Origin of the sequence: Arcobacter sp. LA11 (genome assembly GCF_001895145.1) — a bacterium.
Classification (GTDB): domain Bacteria; phylum Campylobacterota; class Campylobacteria; order Campylobacterales; family Arcobacteraceae; genus Halarcobacter.
Genome location: NZ_BDIR01000011.1, coordinates 1 through 15,666, shown reverse-complemented (window position 1 = coordinate 15,666; position 15,666 = coordinate 1). Strand labels below are relative to the sequence as shown.

The following is a 15,666-nucleotide window of genomic DNA, read 5'->3' as shown; positions in this document are numbered from 1 at the left end:
TCTTTACTCCATAAAAAAATCTTTTACTATTTTATTAAATCTATCTTTGTGTTCAATTTGACTCCAATGTCCACACTCCCCAAATCCATGTAATTGAGATTTTTGGATTAAACTATGTAACCTTATAGAGTTTTCAAAAGGAATAACTTTATCATCTCTTCCATGAATAATCAATACATCTTTATCAATTTTCTTTATATCTTCTTCTTTACTTGCCATATCTCTAACCGAATTTTGTCTAGGAGCTGGAAACATTGAAGAAAATGACTCTTGAAAACCTGGACGTATACTTGCATCATATCTTAACTTTGCTAACTCATTTGTTACTAAAACTCTACTATATGCAAAAGTATCAAGTAAAGATTTCATGTTTTCTAAACTTGGAGTATAACCCCAAGCTTGATCAAGTCCTGCTGTTAATTCAAATTCAACACCCATTGATCCCATAAGTACAATTTTTTTAAACCTTTCAGGATATTTAATCGTTAAAGATAATGCTAAAGCACCACCAAATGAGTTTCCAACAAGATTTGTTTTTTTGATATCTAAGGCATCCATTAAATCGATTATTTGTTTAACCCAAACATCCATATTATAACTTGAATTTTCTAGCCTTTCAGTAAAACCAAAACCAGCCATATCAGGGGCAAGTACTCTAAAGTTTTCAGATAAATCTGGCATACATAATCTCCAGTTTGCAAAAGCAGAAACACCTGGTCCTGAGCCATGAATAAATATTACTGTTTCGCCACTTCCCATATCATGATAATTTGTTTTAAAGTTTCCAGTTTTTATACTATGTGCTATTTCTGGGTTTTCCATCTTATTCCTTTTTTCATCAAATATATTTAGTTTTAATATACTATTTACCTAACTTTTTTATACTTTTACCAGCTATTCCAAAATGTTGTTTTGGCATCTCGTTTAATATCACTCTTATTGATTCAATAGGAGCATCAATTGATTCATGAATAGCTTGAGTTACTTTTATAATAAGATCCTCTTTTTTTTCATCAGATCTTCCTTCAATTATATTTATTGTTGCAATTGGCATAGGATTCCTTTATACAAACTTCATTGTTAAACAACCAAGATCTTGAAATTTCACAGTTACATTATCACCTTTTTTTACTCCCACTGCAGCAGTAATTGCACCTGAAAGAATATAAGTACCAGCTTTTAAAACTTCACCTCTTTCACCCATCATATTTGCTAACATAGCAATTGATGTTGCAGGATGACCAAGAACAGCAGCTCCAGCTCCAAGCTGAACTACTTCACCATTTATTTCCATAACAACACCTAGAGTTTTTAAATCTAAGTCTTTTATATCTCTCATTCTTCCACCAGTTACATATCTAGAAGACGAAGAGTTATCAGCAATAACTGATTTTAAATCAAATTTAAAATCTTTATATCTAGAATCAATAATTTCAACTGCAGGCATAACAAAATCAGTTGCAGCTAAAACATCTCCAATATGACACCCAGGGCCTGATAAATCATCTTTTAAAATAAAAGCAATTTCAGCTTCTACTTTAGGATGAATTAACTCATCAATCTTAATTTCTGCTCCATCACCATAAGCAAAATAATCTGCTAAATATCCATAACAAGGATTTTCAACTCCCATTTGTTTCATCTTAGCTTGAGAAGTTAGACCCATTTTCATACCAACTATTTTTGTACCTCTAGCTTCTTTATTAGCTCTTGCTTTCCATTGGATATCATATGCATCCTCATATGTCATTTGAGGATAATCATCAGTTATCTTTGTAATCTCATAAGCCTGAACCTCAGCATCTTCACAATGCTTAGCTAGCTTTTCTATTGTTGCTTTATCTAATGCCATTATATTAATCCTTGCTCTTTTGCCATATCTAATGCTAAATCTTCAATCATATCTTCTTGACCACCAACAGTTCCTCTTCGACCTAGTTCTTCTAAAATAGTTCTTGTATCTATTCCATATTTTGCTTCAGCACGACGTGCAAAAAGTAAAAAAGAAGAGTAAACACCTGCATATCCAAGAGTTAAAGAATCTCTAGAAATTCTTGTAGGTTTCCCCATAATTGGTAAAGCGATATCTTCAGCTGCATCTTCAATTTTATTTAAATCAATTCCAGTTTCAACACCCATTCTATTTAAAACAGCTACTAAAACTTCCATTGCTGTATTTCCAGAACCTGCTCCAAATCCTGCTAGTGAAGCATCAATTCTAGTTGCCCCTGATTCGATTGCAGCCAGAGAATTAGCAACACCCATAGACATATTATTATGACCGTGAAATCCAATTTCAATTTCATCTCCAAACTCTTTTTTCAAAGCCCCTATTCTTGCACTAACCATATCTGGTAACATATATCCAGCAGAATCTGTTGCATAAATACAATTTGCACCATATGAAACCATCTTTCTAGCTTCTTCAACAATTCTTTTTTCGTCAACCATATGTGCCATCATTAAAAAACCAACTGTATCTAAGCCCATCTCTTTAGCTTTTGTGATATGTTGTTGAGAACAATCAGCTTCAGTACAATGTGTTGCAACCCTAACAGTTGAAATTCCATGTTCTACTGCTCGTTCTAAATCTTTTACAATTCCAATACCAGGAAGTAAAAGAGCAGATACTTTTGTTTGTTTTACATTAGGAACAACAGCATCTAACCACTCTTCATCACTATGTAAACCAAAACCATAATTAAGTGAAGTTCCTCCTAAGCCATCTCCATGAGTCACCTCAATCATAGGAACACCCGCTTCATCCATAGCCATTGACATTTTTGTCATTTGTTCTAATGTAAACTGATGTCTAATAGAGTGCATTCCATCTCTTAATGACATATCATGAAGAGTTACTTTTTTTCCTCTTAAATCCATAATTATGCTCCTGCTTTTATTTGTTCAGCCATTTGCTCTGCAATATTTGTTGCGGCAGCTGTAATAATGTCTAGATTACCCGCATACTTTGGTAAGTAATCTCCTAAACCTTCAACTTCTAAAAAGATAGATACTTTTTTTCCATCAAATACTGGACCATTTTTTAATTTATAGCCTGGTACAAACTTTTGAACTTCACTTATCATCTCATTTACAGATTTTGTAATAGCTTCTTCATCTGGGTCATCAACTGTTAAACAGTGAACAGTATCTCTCATCATTAAAGGTGGCTCAGCAGGATTTAAAATTATAATTGCTTTACCAAGTTTTGCACCACCAACTTTTTCTATACCTAGTTTAGTAGTCTCTGTAAACTCATCAATATTTGCCCTTGTTCCTGGACCTGCTGATTTTGAAGCAACTGTTGCAACAATCTCGCCATATTCAACAGCTTGAACAGCAGATACAGCCGCTACCATTGGAATAGTAGCTTGCCCTCCACAAGTAACCATATTTACATTTTGTTCATTTTTAGAAAGTAACTCTTTCATATTTACAGAAGGAACACAAAATGGCCCAATTGCAGCAGGTGTTAAATCTATAACCATTACACCTTTTTCTTTTAGTTTTCTATTATTCTCACCATGAACATAAGCTGATGTTGCATCAAAAGCAATCATTACTCCATCATCTTCAATATATTCTAATAATCCATCTACACCATCAGAAGTAATTTTCATTCCAGCTTCTTTTGCTTTTAATAATCCATCAGATTCTGGATCAATTCCTACCATCCATAATGGGTTTAAAATCTCACTTCTTTGAAGTTTATACATTAAATCTGTTCCTATATTTCCAGATCCAATTAATGCGCAGTTAATTTTCATACTTAATTCCTTAAAAATAGTCCCTATTTTGAAGGGACCTTTTATTCTTTTTATTTCTTTTAACGGTGAAAATAAATTTCACCTAAATAAACAAATCCTAAAGAGGATAACAAGTTATCCTTTGCACTATTTACACAAATCTACAAGAAGCAGAACCAATTCCACCTACATTAATAGTCATATTATCATTTGGTTTAATCGTAACCATCGCACATAAAGCTCCTGAAAGTATTACCTCACCAGCTTTTAGACCAACTCCAAAAGAGCCTAAAGTATTTGCAAGCCAGGCAACTGCATTTACAGGACTTCCTAGAGCAGCGGCACCTGCTCCTGTATGTAATAATTCTCCATTCGCTTCTAATGTTAAACCGCAAGTTGTCAAATCAACATCTCTAGGATTAACACCTTGTCCTCCAAATACTATATATCCACAAGAAGCATTATCTGCAACTGTATCTTGTACTTTTATTTTCCAATCTTTAATTCTAGAATCAACAATTTCAAAACAAGGCATCACAAATTTTGTTGCTCTTAAAACATCAGCCGTTGTAACCCCTGGTCCCATTAAATCTTCTTTTAGAACAAAGGCAATTTCACCCTCTGCTTTTGGTTGAATCATTTTATTTGTAACATCTATTTCATCACCATCAGAATAAATCATATCAGATAAAAGATATCCAAAATCTGGCTGATGAACACCTAACATATCCATTACAACTTTTGATGTAACACCAATTTTTTTACCAATAACTTTTACACCATCATCTTTTATTCTTCTTTTGATAAACACGTCTTGAATTGCGTAGGCATCTTCAATTGTAATATCTGATTCTCTTGAAGTAATAGGTTCAATCATTGTGTTAGATTTTAAAGCTTCATATAATTCATTACCATATTTTTCAATTTTTGCTTTTTCCATCATTTTGTCCTTACATCTTTATACATACATTTTTTAGCTCTGTATAGAATTCTAAAGAGTGATGACCACCCTCACGTCCAATTCCAGAACCTTTCATCCCACCAAATGGTGTTCTTAAATCTCTTAAAAACCATGAGTTAATCCATACAATTCCTGAATCAATCTGTCCTGCAACTCTATGAGCTTTATCTAGATTTTCAGTAAATACTGTAGAAGCTAAACCATATGGAGAATTATTTGCCATTTTTATAACTTCTTCTTCTGTATCAAATGGTTGAACATGACAACAAGGTCCAAATACTTCCTCTTTTACAACCGTTGCATCTTCACTTAAGCCTGTCCAAATTGTTGGTTCAACCCAATAACCATCTTTTAAGTTACCTGTCATTGTAGGAGTCCCTCCACCTAAAACTACATTTGCACCTTCAGCAACTGCTGTTTCATAATATGATAAAACTTTATCTCTATGTGCTGCACTTACTAATGGACCCATATCTGATGATTCATCATTTTGAACTCCAAGTTTTAAATTTTGAGCAGACTCTTTTAATCTTTTGACAAATTTATCAAAAATTGGTCTTTGTACATAAACTCTTTCTGTACCTAAACACACTTGTCCAGAATTTGCAAAGGCTGATCTTGTTGTTTCAGTAATTGCTTTATCCATATCACAATCTTCAAAGATAATTGCAGGGTTTTTACCACCAAGTTCCAAAGAAACATCCCTAACACCAACAGAACACTCTTTCATAATTTTTTCACCTGTTACAGTTTCACCTGTAAAAGTAATAGCATCAATATCTTTATGAGCAGTAATTAAATTCCCAGTAATAGACCCTTTTCCTTGTACTACATTATAAACTCCATCAGGAATTCCAACTTTAGACATTACTTCACCTAAAAGTGATGTTGTTGTAGGAGTTACTTGAGAAGGTTTTACAATAACTGTATTACCACAAGCTAGAGCGGGGCCAACTTTCCAAGTCATTAAAAGAAGTGGTAAATTCCAAGGAGAAATAACAGAAATAACACCTTTTGGCTGTCTCATTGAATAGTTCATTGCAGTTTTGCCATCTGGTGTATCCATTCTATATGCTTCATCTGCAACTGATTTCATGGTATCAGCAAATACTTTGAAGTTTGCAGCTCCTCTTGGAATATCAATATGTCTGGCAATAGAGTATGGTTTACCTGTATCAAGAGTTTCAGCTTCTAAGAAATCATCAAATCTTTTATCCATTTCATTTGCAATTTCATACATTAAAGCAATTCTGTCATTTAACTTCATTTGCCCCCATTCCCCAGTTAATGCTTTTCTTGCAGCTTCAACTGCCGCATTTACTTCATATTCCCGTCCTAAAGCTACTTTTGAAATCAACTCATTTGTTGCTGGGTTATAGTTATCAAAAAATTCACCACATTGTGAATCTACAAATTGTCCATTTATATAATGTTGTACTTTTTTCATATGTATTCCTAAATTTTATTTATACTATTTTATTTATTCCTGCTTGCGCACAAATAATATCTTCTTCCTCTGTTCCTCCAGAAACTCCAATTGCACCTATAAGTTCATTTTCATTCATAATAGGTAGACCTCCACCAAAAGGTATTAGTCTATCTCTATTAGAAAATCCTTGTTCTAAGTGTGAAGCTTCCTTAAAAATATCTGTCCAAGTAGCAGTACTAAACCCAAAACTTGCACTAGTATATGCTTTATCTTTTGCAATATTAATTGAGTGAATATATGAACCATTCATTCTTAAAAAAGCTAGTTCTAATCCAGCACTATCACAAATACTTACATTAATTTTTATCTTAAGTTCTTCTGCTTTTTTCACAGCTTCATTACAAGCAGCAAAAGCTGCTTGCATAGATATATCATTGTGATTAAATGTTTTCACTTCAAATCCTATGTATATACTGTTGTAAAAGACTCAACAGGTTGTGCAGTATGATAGAAAATACCTTTCCATAATTTATCTTCTGTCCAAGTAATTGTTGGCATATCAGGATAAACTGCATAACCAAGTCCAGCAAATGTCTCATTTCTATTTCCTGATGGATCAAAGAAATAAATTGTATTTCCTCTTGTAATTCCATGTCTTTGTGGAGTAACATCTACTTTTACATCATTTTTAGATAAGACATCTGCAGCTTTTAAAATATCTGCCCAATCATCTAAGAAAAATGCAAAATGATGTAATCCCATTTCAGGACCTCCAACAAATGCAATATCATGGGGAGTATTTCCAGCACTTAGCCAAGTTGCTAACTGAACATCACCATTTGGACCAACCATAACTTGTTCTGCAAGTTTCATATCAAAAACTTCTTCCATTAATTTTGTATTTTCAGTAACTTTATTTACTCCATTTTCAGGATCAAGTTCACACATTAATAAAGCATGATCTAACCAATGAGCACCTACTCCAGTCATTCCATCAGGCCATGGTTCTGGATTTTGAGTTCCAACATCTTTACCAATGAAATCTTTTTGTGAATAAAGAATCATTTCATGTCCAGAAGGAAGATTAAAAGTTAATGTTCTTCCACAAAAAATTACTTCATTAGCAGGTCTATCATTTACTGAAATGCCATAAGCTTCTAACTTTGTTTTTAAATCATCTAAATCAGAATCTTTTTCAACTTTGTATGCAATATTATTCATTCCTGCACTATCATTTGGCGTTAAAACAACAGAATATTTATCCCACTCATCCCAGCATTTTAAATAGACTTTTCCATCTGCAGCCTCATGAGTGATTCTCATATCCATTACTTTTGTGTAATATGCTTTTGATACTTCAATATCAATTACATTAATATCTATATGTCCTATTCTCATAATTCCCATAGTTTTTCCTTTTATACAAATCCGTATTTTTTCTTTTCATTAACTTTACATTTAGGTTTTCCAATAAATTCAAACTCTAAGTCTGAAAGAGGGAATGCTCTACATGCAAGTACATGACCATCTTTCTCTTCTTCTACTGATAAGAACTTTCTACTTTGAGTTAAAGTAGTAACTTCTCCTTTTATTATCTTAATTTTACAAACACCACATCCTCCGCCATGGCAACCTTTTGGAGCTTTATCAATTCCAACAGCTAACATAGCATCTAAGATGTGTTTATCTTTTGTTCCAATAATCTCTTTATTAGAACCTTCCATTGTCATTAAGAATATTTTTTCGCCCATTTCAAAACCTAGATTGATTTAAAAAGAGGACTTTGAACACTTGTACTATTTAAATCCGCTTTAGAAAAAAACTTTTCAGTATATATATCTCTATCAAAAAGTCTTCCTCTCATTAAAGTTGTAATACACGCATCAATCATTGGTGGAGGGCCACATAAATATGCCTTTGAACCAGAAAAATCATTTTCAAATATCTCATTTGCTGCATCATTTACAAAACCTGTTCTTCCATTCCAATTCTCTAAATCATTATCTGATAACACAGGAACGTATGTAAAGTTTTCATATTCTTCAGCCAATTTTTCAAACATATCAGAATAATAAAGTTCTTCTTGATTTCTTGCTCCATGAAATAGATGTATTTGTTGAGTACTTCCATTTTCAAGTTGTTCTAAAATCATTGATTTTGGACTTGAAAGTCCAGAACCACCTGCAAAGAAAATCATTGGTTTATTTGCAGATTCTCGTACAAAAAATCTTCCATATGGTCCAGCAATTTTCCTTCTTGCACCTACTTTTACATTTTTATGTATCCAAGGTGTTGCTTCACCATCAGGAACTAATGCAATATTTAACTCAATAATTTTTTTATTATTTGATGAATTACACAAAGAAAACGCTCTTGGTTCTTCAAATCCAGGAACATAATATTGAATATACTGTCCTGCTTGAAAATCAATCTCTTCATCTAATTCAATAAAAATTCCTTTAATTCTTGGCGTTAAATCTTTTACCTCAACAACTGTTCCCATAAAATCCTGTACAGGAATTGTTCTAGCATCTGGTTCTTCGTCAATATCAGCTTCAATCGCACAATCTTCCATTGGCGTTGCAGTACAAGCTAGACATTTCCCTTCATCTTTCTCTATATCCATCAATGCAAAAGGTGAAGCAGCACCATAATCTACTTCTCCTTCTAGAACTTCAACCTTACAAGTTCCACATAAACCATGAGAACAAGCATGTGGGATATAGACACCTTGTCTTAATGCGGCATCAAGAATAGTTTGTCCATCTTGAACCTCAATTACATCACCAGTTGGCTCTATCTCTACTTGATAACTCATATTACATTCCTACGCCATTAAGTCCTGTAAGATTTGGTGTTTCAAATCTCAAAATTGATTTATGATCTATTCCATTATCTTGTAAAGATTTTTCAACATCTGGAACAAATAATTCTCCATTTAAATTCCAAATAATAGAATCATCCCAAACAACCTGTTCAAAATCTGGATGATCTTTATAACACATCGGCATTACATCACTTAACAGTGCCCCAAATGGCATTTGTGGAGGTAAAGGGAAAGCCATAGCTGAATTAATCAGCCTATGTTTATCCCATCCTATATAAACAAGTTGATTCCCATGAAAGTTTTCAACTGCATCCATCATTTTCGCTTCATATTTTCCTATTGATTTAACTGCCATAATATCTCCTTATTCTTGCCCATGCCACTGTTTCCATGTAGCTTCATCTTCAGACCCTACATAATCTAAATTGTCTGTACCAAACTTAACTTTATACCAATCTAAAACTTCTGGAAGTGTTGCCCCACCACAATTTCCTTGGAATATTTGTTGTACAGGCATCCACGCATGGGTATATTTTTCAGGTTCATTCTCAAAAATGTCTTTACAATGATCAGAACAAAAATGAAATCTCTCACCATTGAAGATAGTATGTCTATGGGCAATTTGTGTTGGTTCACCTTTTTCAATCTCTGTATAAAGCATTGGTATCTGACAAGTCTGACAAAGTTGGGGTAACATTTCTGAATAATATCTCTTACCCTCTTTCTCTAATTTTGCCCAATGTTCATATACTGGTCTATAATATTTATCAAATGTATCTGGATATTTTTCACTTAACCAATCCATTTTCTTTTCATCAGGTAACCAAGTATGGAAAGGTGCTGCTGCTCCATGAGTATAAAATGTCATCCAAATTTGATGAGATAAATGATCTTTTTCAGCTGCAACTGTTCCTGCACAATCAGGAACTTTGATTCCATATCTTTCTAAATCTTTAAATAGTGCAACAGTATTTTCTTCAAAATATAATTCCCATGCTTCTTTCCATGACTGTGGAGATTCAGGTAACATATAATCCATCATCATTGATACAAGCCCTAAAACTTTATAACCTCTCCATGTCCACTTATCAATCCAACCTTGTACGATTGGAACATTTGCTGGATCTTGCTCTAACATAAATTTAATAGCTTGAAGACCTAATGTCATATGTCTAGCTTCATCAGATTGTGCAGAGAATCCAAATGTAACAGTTGCCATATCTCCATTATAAGCAGCTCCACTCATAAATGGTACAAATAAAAGGTTTGTTAATACATACTCAAATGAAAATCCAATTGCAATCATAAATTCAAATGGTCCAGCAGTTCTTGCATCATCAAAGAATGATTTAGGAACAGAAAGATACCAAACTCTATCATGCCAATGTGCAAACTCAGAAAATCCGTTAAAGTGTTTGTTATAATGGCTTAAAGTATGAATTTGAGTTTGAACATGTCTTAGTTCATCAATTGCTTGCATTTGACACGCTACTCTTGGACCATCACCTCTAAAATTTCTTGCAACATGTGCAAAACCTCTATGAGCTTGATATTCTAATGGTGAAACACCAGTTAAAAACAATTTTAATGCAGATACATATCTTGCATCCGTAATATTTTTTTGAGCATTATTTTGAGCAAAAGCATCAATAATTGCATATAACTTTTTATCTTTTTCACCTTGATATTTCCAGTAAGAATCCATTGTCATTCTAAATGGGTCTTCCCAAGCTTCCCAATCATGAATTTTAATACCTTCATAATTATCATAAGGAAAAACTTTATCCATATCTTGGTAGCTAGTTTCCCAACCAAGTCTTGTCATATGTTTATATTTTTCTTTCATATTTAAACGTTTTTTTCTATTTTTAGTGTTCATAGTCATTGTTTGCTCCTAGTTATCCCAATAGATTGTAAAATGATCATAATCTTCATCAACATTACCTGCAAGTGAAATCAAAACAAGTTGAAGTTCTTGAGGATCCCATTCTCGTCCAATAATTTCTTCCATAGTTTCAGCTTTTATGACTAACTTTCCAGGAGATGTTATTTTTATCATTGCAGGCTGATTTTCAACAATTGCATCTTGGTTGTCTTTTTGTATTGCTTCAACCATAGGACGTGCTTCTTCATTTGCTTGAAGAACTAACATTACATTATTTTGTGACATAGTATCTCCTATACTTTTAGACCGTTTTTATTTAAACGGTTAATTAAATTTTCTTTAATTGTTGCAACTGTAGAAGTAGGATTTTCAACAATATTTTTTGCTAAGGCTAAAGTTGCTTCTTCCATGATTTCAATATATTTTATTGCCCAAGAAGATAATAACTGAGCATTTTCTTCTGACTCAGATGATGCAACCTCAATAGTTTTATCAGTCCACTTAGATGATTCTTCATACCAAGTTGTAATAAATTCACTCATCATTCCTTGTGCACTTCCACCTCTTGCATTTAATTCTTGTTCATACACATTAAAAAATAGTGGTTGAATAAATCCATCCATAATTATATTTTGAACCATATGTAACTCAAACCAATCTTCTAAAACAAATGAATCTTCAAGTGCTTTTCTTAATGGTTGCCATGAAGCATCATTTAACCATGCTTCTTTTGAATTATCTAAAACATCTGTCTCATTTTCAGAGATCATTAAACCAATTCTAGTAATATATTGAGCATTACCTAATCTATCTTCAGCATGGAACATAGAAGCACTAGCAAAAGCCGCCCCATAACTTTCAGAAACTAATTGAAGATTGTTCATATTAGCTCCCCATTCATAGTGTCTTAAAGGTAAAACATGATTTAAAATCTCATTTTTTACATCTTGAGGCATTACAGATAAAAGATCTCTTTTTTCTATAAAAGTAAAGTTTTGCTCTGCTACTTCTTGCTGTTTTGCTCTTGTCATTACATAGTTTGAATAGTAATATTGTCTTGGATCTAAAAACTTATACCAATCTTCCATCTTAATAGCTGTTTTATCAGTATCATATAACTCATACTTAGGGTTATATGTTGGTCTATAATGAAAGTTATGCGTTGCTTGTAAGTCATATGTAGCTTCTTCATATCTAGTTGCAGCCTTACCTTCTCCAATACGCCTTGCAACATGACCAAAGGTCTCCCTTTTAGGCTGTATATCAATACTTTTTATATCTAATGTCATTACTCTTGCTCCTTTTCATATTTTAATGTTCCAACTTCGCCATACTTCCACTTATGTCTGTCATTTTCCACATCAATCTCTTGTTGTTTAGTTAAATACTTAACACCATTTTTATTACAAAAATTTTCAAATTGTCTTACTGGTAAAGCAAGTTCAAGATACATTGTTGGATCTCCAACAGAAAAATCAAACTCTATTAATCCAGCTTTAGTTTGATTTGTAATATGAACATACTTATCAAAATCTGTAATCAACTCATTACTCATACTAGCCCTTTCTAAGAAACCTAAAACATAAAATATGTTTTAGTATTTTGAGTATTTCAAACTTTCAAAATCAGTTTAATAAAAAATATTCGCGAATTAATCGCAGTATAAATTTCATTTTTTTCTTTATGATATAATTTTAGAAATAATGATAAAAAAGGTCTTGGTTTGAAATATAAATTTAAAACTCGTTTTTTTAATAATAAAAAAATTGCAAGAAGATTCTCTCTGACTTTTATTTTTACTGGTATTTTAGGCGTTCTTCTTTTAGATAAATTAATTAAAATATTTTTTGAAAATAATGACATAACAAATCAAGGTCCCATTACATTTGTAATACTATTTATGATATCTACTGGGATAATTTTATATATAATGATTAATCATATGCAAAAAGTAATCACTAAAATAGAAAAATCATACAATGAACTAAAACAAAAAGATAAAGATAGATTAGCCCCTTATGAATTTGCTTTAGATAATTCAGTTGACCAAATATATTGGTTCACTCTTGATGCAAAATTTGTTTATGTAAATCAAGCAGCTTGTAACATACTAGGATATACAAAAGAAGAGATGTTAGATATGGACTTAGAAGATATGGATCCAAATTTTGATAGGAACTCCGCACAAGTATGTATGTTAGAAATTAAAAATACAAAAAACTGGAGACTTGAAACAACACAAAGAAAAAAAGATGGAACTATTATTCCAATTGAAGTATCAGGGCACGGATTTATATATGGAGGGAAAGATTATATATGTGCATTTGGAAGAGATATGACACAAAGACTAGAATATAGAAATAGTATAACAACAATGAATAGAGAACTTCAAAAGTCTATTGATGAAAAAGAGATTCTTTTAAAAGAAATTCATCATAGAGTTAAAAATAATATGGAAATAATCTCTTCTTTATTAAATATGCAAGAAAGAAGAAGTAACGATAATGAGTTAAAAGATGCAATGAAACAAAGTAGAAGTAGAATCCATACAATGGCACTAGTTCATGAATTTTTATATTTAGGGGAAAACTTAGCATATATTAACTTACCTGATTATATTACCAAACTAGTTGAAGATATAAAAGATTTATACATATCTCAAAATACAAAACTAACCGTTGATTTACATATTGACAAACTTATTTTTTCAACTAATAGATGTATTCAATTAGGAATGGTATTGCACGAACTTTGTGTAAATGCTTTTAAGTATGCCTTTAGTGAAAATAGAGATAATCTTTTATGTATTCATATGAATATAATTGATGATTTTATATTATTAAAAATAAGAGATAATGGAGATGGTATGAAAAAGATAAATTCTTTATATAAGAGTGAATCAATTGGAATGCAATTAATACATTCCATTGTAGAAGATCAACTTGATGGAGAAATTGAATTTTGTAATAATAAAGGACTAGAGTGTAATATTAAATTTCCTCAAAAGGAGAATAGCTATGAATAAAATAAAAATTTTGATTGTAGAAGATGAATCAATAATTGCTTTAAATTTAAAAGAAACACTAATTGAGCTAGGTTACGAACCCTGTGGCATAGCTCCTAATAAATGTAAAACATTAAAAATTTTAGAAAAAGGAGTAGTTCCTGATTTGATTTTAATGGATATTTATTTAAAAGGTCCTACAACAGGTATAGTTTTAGCAAAAGAGTTAAAAACAATTATTCCTAATACTCCTATAATATTTCTAACTGCAAATTCTGAACTCTCAACAATTAAAGAGGCATCAGAAACTTTTCCATACGGATACATATTAAAACCTTACAAAAAAAATATATTACAAGCTGCAATTGAAGTAGCTTTAAAAAAAGCCGAAGAGGATAAATCAAAAACTCAAAAACTAGACGCTGTACAAAATATCAATAAAACTTTAGAACATAAACTATCTATAAATACAGAAGAAAAATCAAGAACAGTAAGATTGAAATTTGGGTACCTATTTGATAAAGAGAAAGAAGTTCTCTATTATGGAGATGAACCTGTAAAACTAACATCCAAAGAGATTAAAATTATAAAACTATTATGTAGCTCACCTGGACATAACATTTCACAAGAACAATTAGAATACGCAATATGGCAAGACGAGCCTGCTGGATATGCTGCTTTTAGATCACTGTTATTTAGACTAAGAGGAAAAATACATAAAGATTTAATTGTAAATCAAAATAATACAGGTTATAAGATTGAACTTTTATAGTTCAATCTAGTATATACTAAAAAGAAATCTTTTATCCTTTAATTAATTTTATAAAATAAAATGCGATTTAATCACGATTCTTTTTTACTATTATATTTTTTTAAAGGAGAATATATGGATTTAAAAATAAAAAATAAAATTGCATTAATTACAGGTTCCACGCAGGGAATTGGACTAGCAACGGCAATGAAACTTTGTGAAGAAGGTGCAAAGGTAGTTATTAATGGTAAAAATAAAGAAAAATTAAAAAAAGCTATTTTAAAAATTAAAAAGAAATTTCCAGAGGCTAAAATAGAAGGTATTGTTGCAGATTTAAAAAGCTTAGAAGGTTGTAATCATCTTATATCAAAAATTCCTCATATTGATATTCTAATAAATAATCTAGGAGTATTTGAACCAAAAGAATTTAAAGACATCACGGAAAAAGAGTGGATTGATATGTTCAATATAAATGTTATGAGTGGAGTAAGACTCTCACAACATTATTTATCAAAAATGGTAAATCAGAACTGGGGAAGAATTATATTTATTTCTAGTGAATCTGCCTTACAAATTCCAAAAGAAATGATACATTATGGTATGACTAAAACTGCTCAAATTTCCGTTGCAAGAGGAATTGCAGAACTTACAAAAGGTACAAATGTTACTTCTAATTCAATTATTGTTGGACCATCTAACTCAGAAGGCGTTTCTGAATTTATGGAAGAACTTGCTAACTCTCAAAATAAATCCTTTAAAGAGATTGAAAAAGAATTTTTTGAGGAAATAAGACCAACATCTTTACTTCAAAGATTTACAAATGTAGAAGAAGTATCAAATATGATTGTATATACTGCAAGTTCTTTATCATCTGCTACAAATGGTGCTGCATTAAGAGCTGATGCAGGTGTTATACAATCCGCAGTTTAAAAATTAAGGAGAAAAGTAAAAGATGAAAAAATACAATATATCAATAATCAAAGGTGATGGAATAGGACCAGAGATAGTAGATGAAGCAATCAAAGTATTAGATGCAGTTTCTTATTCTTGTGGATTCTCTTTA

The 15,666-nt window shown here is 31.6% G+C and carries 19 protein-coding genes and 1 pseudogene; 4 read left to right on the top strand and 16 right to left on the bottom strand.

The window, feature by feature from the left end:
• Window positions 1–3: 3 nt before the first annotated feature.
• The 16 genes from BT997_RS11815 to BT997_RS11740 form a co-directional block, all read right to left on the bottom strand.
• Entirely contained in the window at window positions 4–822 is an 819-nt protein-coding gene (locus BT997_RS11815; RefSeq protein ID WP_072682111.1) for an alpha/beta fold hydrolase, read from the bottom strand.
• Between the two features lie 40 nt (window positions 823–862).
• On the bottom strand, window positions 863–1,054 hold the full coding sequence (locus BT997_RS11810; protein ID WP_072682110.1) for a 2-hydroxymuconate tautomerase: 192 nt from the start codon (window positions 1,052–1,054) through the stop codon (window positions 863–865).
• Window positions 1,055–1,063: 9 nt separating this feature from the next.
• Window positions 1,064–1,852: a 2-oxo-3-hexenedioate decarboxylase gene (gene dmpH, locus BT997_RS11805; RefSeq protein WP_072682109.1), complete on the bottom strand. Its 789-nt coding sequence runs from the start codon at window positions 1,850–1,852 to the stop codon at window positions 1,064–1,066.
• Window positions 1,852–2,880: a 4-hydroxy-2-oxovalerate aldolase gene (gene dmpG / locus BT997_RS11800; RefSeq protein WP_072682108.1), complete on the bottom strand. Its 1,029-nt coding sequence runs from the start codon at window positions 2,878–2,880 to the stop codon at window positions 1,852–1,854. The genes dmpH and dmpG overlap by 1 nt, the downstream gene beginning before the upstream one ends.
• Before the next feature lie 2 nt (window positions 2,881–2,882).
• A complete protein-coding gene (locus BT997_RS11795; RefSeq protein WP_072682107.1) occupies window positions 2,883–3,767 on the bottom strand; it encodes an acetaldehyde dehydrogenase (acetylating) in 885 nt (294 codons plus the stop codon).
• Window positions 3,768–3,897: 130 nt separating this feature from the next.
• The gene (dmpE, locus tag BT997_RS11790) at window positions 3,898–4,686 is read right to left on the bottom strand and encodes a 2-oxopent-4-enoate hydratase (RefSeq protein WP_072682106.1); all 789 of its coding nucleotides are present in this window, start codon (window positions 4,684–4,686) and stop codon (window positions 3,898–3,900) included.
• A gap of 10 nt (window positions 4,687–4,696) precedes the next feature.
• A complete protein-coding gene (locus tag BT997_RS11785) occupies window positions 4,697–6,154 on the bottom strand; it encodes a 2-hydroxymuconic semialdehyde dehydrogenase (RefSeq protein ID WP_072682105.1) in 1,458 nt (485 codons plus the stop codon).
• 19 nt (window positions 6,155–6,173) lie between these two features.
• Window positions 6,174–6,590, bottom strand: a complete 417-nt coding sequence (locus BT997_RS11780; RefSeq protein ID WP_072682104.1) for a heme-binding protein — start codon at window positions 6,588–6,590, stop codon at window positions 6,174–6,176.
• A gap of 8 nt (window positions 6,591–6,598) precedes the next feature.
• The gene (locus tag BT997_RS11775) at window positions 6,599–7,543 is read right to left on the bottom strand and encodes a catechol 2,3-dioxygenase (protein WP_072682103.1); all 945 of its coding nucleotides are present in this window, start codon (window positions 7,541–7,543) and stop codon (window positions 6,599–6,601) included.
• Between the two features lie 11 nt (window positions 7,544–7,554).
• On the bottom strand, window positions 7,555–7,887 hold the full coding sequence (locus BT997_RS11770; RefSeq protein ID WP_072682102.1) for a 2Fe-2S iron-sulfur cluster-binding protein: 333 nt from the start codon (window positions 7,885–7,887) through the stop codon (window positions 7,555–7,557).
• Window positions 7,888–7,895: 8 nt separating this feature from the next.
• A complete protein-coding gene (locus tag BT997_RS11765; protein ID WP_072682101.1) occupies window positions 7,896–8,954 on the bottom strand; it encodes an NADH:ubiquinone reductase (Na(+)-transporting) subunit F in 1,059 nt (352 codons plus the stop codon).
• A gap of 1 nt (window position 8,955) precedes the next feature.
• Window positions 8,956–9,318, bottom strand: coding sequence for a phenol hydroxylase subunit P4 (locus BT997_RS11760; RefSeq protein ID WP_072682100.1), 363 nt, complete (start codon window positions 9,316–9,318; stop codon window positions 8,956–8,958).
• A 9-nt stretch (window positions 9,319–9,327) separates the two neighbouring features.
• Window positions 9,328–10,848 (bottom strand): aromatic/alkene/methane monooxygenase hydroxylase/oxygenase subunit alpha, encoded by a 1,521-nt coding sequence (locus BT997_RS11755; protein ID WP_258239482.1) that lies wholly within the window; start codon window positions 10,846–10,848, stop codon window positions 9,328–9,330.
• 9 nt (window positions 10,849–10,857) lie between these two features.
• Window positions 10,858–11,133 (bottom strand): MmoB/DmpM family protein, encoded by a 276-nt coding sequence (locus tag BT997_RS11750; RefSeq protein WP_072682099.1) that lies wholly within the window; start codon window positions 11,131–11,133, stop codon window positions 10,858–10,860.
• An 8-nt stretch (window positions 11,134–11,141) separates the two neighbouring features.
• Window positions 11,142–12,137: a hypothetical protein gene (locus tag BT997_RS11745; protein WP_072682098.1), complete on the bottom strand. Its 996-nt coding sequence runs from the start codon at window positions 12,135–12,137 to the stop codon at window positions 11,142–11,144.
• Window positions 12,137–12,403, bottom strand: coding sequence for a phenol hydroxylase subunit (locus BT997_RS11740; protein WP_072682097.1), 267 nt, complete (start codon window positions 12,401–12,403; stop codon window positions 12,137–12,139). Before BT997_RS11740 ends, BT997_RS11745 begins: the two co-directional genes overlap by 1 nt.
• Window positions 12,404–12,571: 168 nt before the next feature.
• Between BT997_RS11740 and BT997_RS11735 the strand changes: the two genes are divergently transcribed.
• From BT997_RS11735 to BT997_RS15450, 4 genes and pseudogenes are all read left to right on the top strand, one after another.
• A complete protein-coding gene (locus BT997_RS11735) occupies window positions 12,572–13,873 on the top strand; it encodes a sensor histidine kinase (RefSeq protein WP_072682096.1) in 1,302 nt (433 codons plus the stop codon).
• Window positions 13,866–14,624 carry a response regulator gene (locus tag BT997_RS11730; RefSeq protein ID WP_072682095.1) on the top strand — a complete coding sequence of 253 codons (759 nt, stop codon included), beginning with the start codon at window positions 13,866–13,868 and terminating at the stop codon, window positions 14,622–14,624. Before BT997_RS11735 ends, BT997_RS11730 begins: the two co-directional genes overlap by 8 nt.
• A 114-nt stretch (window positions 14,625–14,738) precedes the next feature.
• Window positions 14,739–15,533, top strand: coding sequence for an SDR family NAD(P)-dependent oxidoreductase (locus BT997_RS11725; protein ID WP_072682094.1), 795 nt, complete (start codon window positions 14,739–14,741; stop codon window positions 15,531–15,533).
• A gap of 22 nt (window positions 15,534–15,555) precedes the next feature.
• Window positions 15,556–15,666 (top strand): annotated as a pseudogene (locus BT997_RS15450) (isocitrate/isopropylmalate family dehydrogenase); the annotation flags it as partial.

Bases quoted from the DNA above. Each gene is read 5' to 3' on its own strand.
- BT997_RS11815 (WP_072682111.1), bottom strand. From the start codon at position 822: ATGGAAAACCCAGAAATAGCACATAGTATAAAAACTGGAAACTTTAAA.
- BT997_RS11810 (WP_072682110.1), bottom strand. From the start codon at position 1,054: ATGCCAATTGCAACAATAAATATAATTGAAGGAAGATCTGATGAAAAA.
- dmpH (WP_072682109.1), bottom strand. From the start codon at position 1,852: ATGGCATTAGATAAAGCAACAATAGAAAAGCTAGCTAAGCATTGTGAA.
- dmpG (WP_072682108.1), bottom strand. From the start codon at position 2,880: ATGGATTTAAGAGGAAAAAAAGTAACTCTTCATGATATGTCATTAAGA.
- BT997_RS11795 (WP_072682107.1), bottom strand. From the start codon at position 3,767: ATGAAAATTAACTGCGCATTAATTGGATCTGGAAATATAGGAACAGAT.
- dmpE (WP_072682106.1), bottom strand. From the start codon at position 4,686: ATGGAAAAAGCAAAAATTGAAAAATATGGTAATGAATTATATGAAGCT.
- BT997_RS11785 (WP_072682105.1), bottom strand. From the start codon at position 6,154: ATGAAAAAAGTACAACATTATATAAATGGACAATTTGTAGATTCACAA.
- BT997_RS11775 (WP_072682103.1), bottom strand. From the start codon at position 7,543: ATGGGAATTATGAGAATAGGACATATAGATATTAATGTAATTGATATT.
- BT997_RS11770 (WP_072682102.1), bottom strand. From the start codon at position 7,887: ATGGGCGAAAAAATATTCTTAATGACAATGGAAGGTTCTAATAAAGAG.
- BT997_RS11765 (WP_072682101.1), bottom strand. From the start codon at position 8,954: ATGAGTTATCAAGTAGAGATAGAGCCAACTGGTGATGTAATTGAGGTT.
- BT997_RS11760 (WP_072682100.1), bottom strand. From the start codon at position 9,318: ATGGCAGTTAAATCAATAGGAAAATATGAAGCGAAAATGATGGATGCA.
- BT997_RS11755 (WP_258239482.1), bottom strand. From the start codon at position 10,848: ATGACTATGAACACTAAAAATAGAAAAAAACGTTTAAATATGAAAGAA.
- BT997_RS11750 (WP_072682099.1), bottom strand. From the start codon at position 11,133: ATGTCACAAAATAATGTAATGTTAGTTCTTCAAGCAAATGAAGAAGCA.
- BT997_RS11745 (WP_072682098.1), bottom strand. From the start codon at position 12,137: ATGACATTAGATATAAAAAGTATTGATATACAGCCTAAAAGGGAGACC.
- BT997_RS11740 (WP_072682097.1), bottom strand. From the start codon at position 12,403: ATGAGTAATGAGTTGATTACAGATTTTGATAAGTATGTTCATATTACA.
- BT997_RS11730 (WP_072682095.1), top strand. From the start codon at position 13,866: ATGAATAAAATAAAAATTTTGATTGTAGAAGATGAATCAATAATTGCT.
- BT997_RS11725 (WP_072682094.1), top strand. From the start codon at position 14,739: ATGGATTTAAAAATAAAAAATAAAATTGCATTAATTACAGGTTCCACG.